This window comes from Enterobacteriaceae endosymbiont of Donacia piscatrix (assembly GCF_012569525.1).
In the GTDB taxonomy this organism is placed as follows: Bacteria; Pseudomonadota; Gammaproteobacteria; order Enterobacterales; family Enterobacteriaceae.
In genome coordinates this window covers 320163-325274 of the sequence record NZ_CP046200.1, presented here as the reverse complement: position 1 = coordinate 325274, position 5112 = coordinate 320163, and the positions used below count along the sequence as shown (strand labels likewise).

Annotated in this window: 2 protein-coding genes; both read left to right on the top strand. The window is 26.1% G+C overall.

The window, feature by feature from the left end:
• Positions 1-1158: DNA-directed RNA polymerase subunit beta (locus tag GJT96_RS02425; protein ID WP_486599017.1), on the top strand; the 1158-nt coding region annotated here is incomplete at its 5' end.
• 60 nt (positions 1159-1218) lie between these two features.
• On the top strand, positions 1219-5112 hold a 3894-nt coding region (rpoC, locus tag GJT96_RS01610), incomplete at its 3' end, for a DNA-directed RNA polymerase subunit beta' (RefSeq protein ID WP_247646081.1).

Genomic DNA, 5112 nt, shown 5'->3' with positions numbered 1-5112 from the left:
AAAAAAAATTTATTAACTGAACAAAAAATTTTTGAAAAAAATATAATTTTAAATATAAAAAATTTTTTATTAGAAATAAATATTATTAATAATATTAAAAATTTTGATATTAATATTATCAATTCTCTATCTATTAAAGATGAAAAAAAACAAAAAAAATTGAATTATTTTATTGAAAAATATAAAGAAATAAAAAAAAATTTTACGAAAAAAATAGAATTAGAAAAAATTAAAATTATACAAGGAAATGATTTAGCTCCTGGTATTTTAAAAATTATTAAAGTAAATTTAGCTGTTAAAAGACAAATACAACCAGGAGATAAAATGGCAGGAAGACATGGTAATAAAGGAGTTATTTCTAAAATTTGTCCTATAGAAGATATGCCTTATGACGAAAATGGTATTCCAATCGATATTGTATTAAATCCTTTAGGTGTTCCTTCTAGGATGAATATAGGACAAATTTTGGAAACTCATTTAGGTATGGCTGCAAAAGGTATTGGAAATAAAATTCATGATTTATTAGAAGAAAAAAAAAATATAGAAAAAATTCGTATATTTCTTAATAAGGCCTATAGTATAGGTAAAAATATACGTCAAAATGTAAATTTAAATGATTTTACTGATGAAGAAATTATTTTATTAGCAAATAATTTAAAAAAAGGTATGCCTATTGCTACACCAGTATTTGATGGAGCTAATGAAAAAGAAATTAAAGAATTATTAAAATTATCTGATTTACCAATTTCTGGTCAAATAAAATTATACGATGGACGTACAGGAGAAGCTTTTGAAAGACCAGTTACTGTAGGTTACATGTATATGTTAAAATTAAATCATTTAGTAGATGATAAAATGCATGCTAGATCTACTGGTTCATATAGCCTTGTAACTCAACAACCATTAGGTGGAAAATCTCAATTTGGGGGACAAAGATTTGGTGAAATGGAAGTTTGGGCTTTAGAAGCATATGGAGCAGCGTATACTTTACAAGAAATGTTAACGATTAAATCTGATGATGTAAATGGTAGAACTAAAATGTATAAAAATATAGTAGATGGAAATCATCAAATGGATGCTGGTATTCCAGAATCTTTTAATGTATTACTTAAAGAAATACGTTCATTAGGCTTAAATATTAATTTAGAAAAAAAATAATTAATACTTACTTTAAAATATAAAATTTACAAGTAATAGTATAATTGAGGTAAGAAATTTGTGAAAGATTTATTTAATTTTTTAAAATCAAAAAATAAGATAGAAGAATTTGATTCAATAAAACTTTCTCTAGCTTCTTCTGATATGATAAAATCTTGGTCTTTTGGAGAAGTAAAAAAACCTGAAACAATTAATTATCGTACATTTAAACCTGAAAGAGATGGTTTGTTTTGTGCTCGTATTTTTGGCCCTATTAAAGATTACGAATGTTTATGTGGTAAATATAAACGTTTAAAACATAGGGGTGTTGTTTGTGAAAAATGTGGTGTTGAAGTTACACAAACAAAAGTAAGAAGAGATAGAATGGGACATATAGAACTAGCTTCTCCAATTGCACATATATGGTTTTTAAAATCATTACCTTCTAGAATTGGGTTATTACTTAATATGCCATTAAAAGATATAGAAAAAGTTTTATATTTTGAATCATATGTTGTTATAGAAGAAGGTATGTCATCTTTAGAAAAAAAACAAATTTTATCTGAAGAACAATATTTAAATTTATTAGAAGAATTTGGAAATGAATTTGAAGCAAAAATGGGAGCAGAAGCAATACAATATTTATTAAAAAATATTAATTTAAAAAAAGAATGTAAATTATTACGTAATGAATTATATAATACTAGTTCTGAAACTAAAAGAAAAAAGATAGGTAAAAGAATAAAATTATTAGAATCTTTTATATATTCAGGTAATAAACCAGAATGGATGATTATGAATATATTACCTGTTTTACCTCCTGATTTAAGACCTTTAGTTCCTTTAGATGGAGGTAGATTTGCAACATCAGATTTAAATGATTTATATAGAAGAGTTATAAATCGTAATAATAGATTAAAACGTTTATTAGAATTATCAGCTCCTGATATCATAATAAAAAATGAAAAAAGAATGTTACAAGAAGCAGTTGATGCATTATTAGATAATGGTAGAAGAGGTAAAGCAATTATAGGATCTAATAAACGTCCATTAAAATCATTAGCAGATATGATTAAAGGAAAACAAGGAAGATTTAGACAAAATTTATTAGGTAAAAGAGTTGATTATTCAGGAAGATCTGTTATAACAGTTGGTCCTTATTTACATTTACACCAATGTGGTTTACCTAAAAAAATGGCATTAGAACTATTTAAGCCATTTATATATAGTAAATTAGAAATTAGGGGATTTGCAACTACTATTAAATCTGCTAAAAAAATGGTAGAAAAAGAAGAATCAATAGTATGGGATATTTTAGATGAAGTAATTAAAGAACATCCTATTTTATTAAATAGAGCTCCTACTCTACATAGATTAGGAATACAAGCATTTGAACCACTTTTAGTCGAAGGCAAGGCTATACAATTACATCCTTTAGTATGTGCTGCTTATAATGCTGATTTTGATGGAGATCAAATGGCAGTACATGTTCCTTTAACATTAGAAGCACAGTTAGAAGCACGAATTTTAATGATGTCTACTAATAATATTTTATCTCCAGCCAATGGAGAGCCAATTATTGTTCCTTCTCAAGATGTGGTATTAGGAATATATTATATGACTAAAGATAAAATTAATGCAAATGGAGAAGGAATGATATTAACAGGACCTAAAGAAGCTGAGCGTGTTTATAATATAGGACAAGCTGATTTACATGCTTGTGTTAAAGTACGAATTAAAGAATTTAATAAAGATTTAATAACAAATAAATGGATTAAAAATAATATTATTGTAAAAACTACTATTGGAAGAGCAATTTTTTGGAATCAAGTACCTAAAGGTATACCATATCATATGATAAATAAAACTTTAGGAAAAAAAGATATTTCTCAAATTTTAAATATATGTTACAGAGTTTTAGGATTAAAATCTACAGTTATTTTTGCAGATCAGATTATGTATACTGGGTTTCATTATGCAGCTAAATCAGGTACTTCTGTAGGTATAGATGATATTATTATACCTCATAATAAAAATGAAATTATTAATGAAGCAGAATCTGAAGTTAATGAAATACAAGAACAATTTCAATCTGGTCTTGTTACTGCTGGAGAAAAATATAATAAAATTATTGATATCTGGACTGCTGCTAATGAAAAAATATCAAAAGCTATGATGAAAAATTTATCTATTGAAAAAATAACTAATAAAAATGGTTTAATAATTGAACAGAGTTCTTTTAATAATATTTTTATGATGGCAGATTCAGGAGCTCGAGGCTCTGCTGCGCAAATTAGACAATTAGCTGGTATGAGAGGTTTAATGGCGAAACCGGATGGGTCAATCATTGAAACTCCAATTATTGCTAATTTTAGAGAAGGATTAAATGTTTTACAATATTTTATTTCTACTCATGGAGCTAGAAAAGGATTAGCTGATACCGCTTTAAAAACAGCAAATTCTGGATATTTAACTAGAAGATTAGTAGATGTAGCACAAGATTTAGTTATAACAGAAAATGATTGTTTAACTTTAAATGGAATAAAAATTTCATCTATTATTATTGGAAAAGATATAAAAGAATCATTAAAAGAAAGAGTTTTAGGGAGAGTAACAGCAGAAGATATTTATAAAAAAGATAATAAAACTATTCTTATTTTTAGAAACACATTATTAAATGAAAAATATTGTAATATATTAGAACAACATTCTATTGATAATATTAAAGTACGATCTGTAGTTAGCTGTGAAACTAATTTTGGTGTATGTTCTTATTGTTATGGACGTGATTTAGCTCGAGGACATATTATAAATAAAGGAGAAGCAATAGGAGTTATTGCAGCTCAATCAATAGGTGAACCAGGAACACAATTAACAATGCGTACATTTCATATTGGAGGTGCAGCATCACGAACAGCAGCAGAATCTAATATTCAAATTAAAAATAATGGAATTATAAAGTTAGTAAATGTAAAATCAGTAATTAATTCTATTAAAAAATTAGTAGTTATTTCTAGAAATGCTGAATTAAAAATTATTAATAGTTTGAATAAAATCATAGAAAGTTATAAAATACCATATGGTGCTATAATAACAAAAAAAAATGGATCTAATGTTAAATCAGGAGAAATAGTTTCATATTGGGATCCTCATACTATGCCAATTATTACAGAAGTAAGTGGTAAAATTAAATTTATTGACATGTTAGAAGGACAAACAATTATAAAACAAACTGATGATCTAACCGGATTAGCCTCAATTGTTGTATTAGATACTTCCGAAAGACCTTTTATAGGTAAAGATTTTAGACCTATGATTAAGATTATTGATGATAATAATGAAGATATGATAATATCTAGAAATGATATGCCAGCACATTATTTTTTACCTAATAAATCTATTATACATTTAAAAGATGGTAGTTATGTTAGTGTAGGTGATATTTTAGCAAAAGTACCTCAAGATTCAGGTGGCACTAAAGATATTACTGGGGGGCTTCCTAGAGTAGCAGATTTATTTGAAGCAAGAAAACCTAAAGATGCAGCTATTTTAGCAGAAATTAATGGTATTATATCTTTTGGAAAAGAAACAAAAGGTAAGAGAAGAATAATTATTACTCCTATCAATTCAAATATTAAAACACATGAAGAGATGATACCAAAATGGAGACAACTTAACGTATTTGAAGGTGAATTAGTAAATAAAGGAGATATTATTTCTGATGGTCCTGAATCTCCACATGATATCTTAAGATTAAGAGGTGTTAATGCTGTAACTAATTATATAATTAATGAAGTTCAAGATGTCTATAGATTACAAGGAGTAAAAATTAATGATAAACATATAGAAGTAATTATAAGACAGATGTTGCGTAAAGCAACTATAACTAAAATGGGAGATTCTAATTTTTTAGAGGGTGAACAGTTAGATGTTTCTGTAATTACAATTAAAAATAAAAAATTAAAAGAAAAGGGG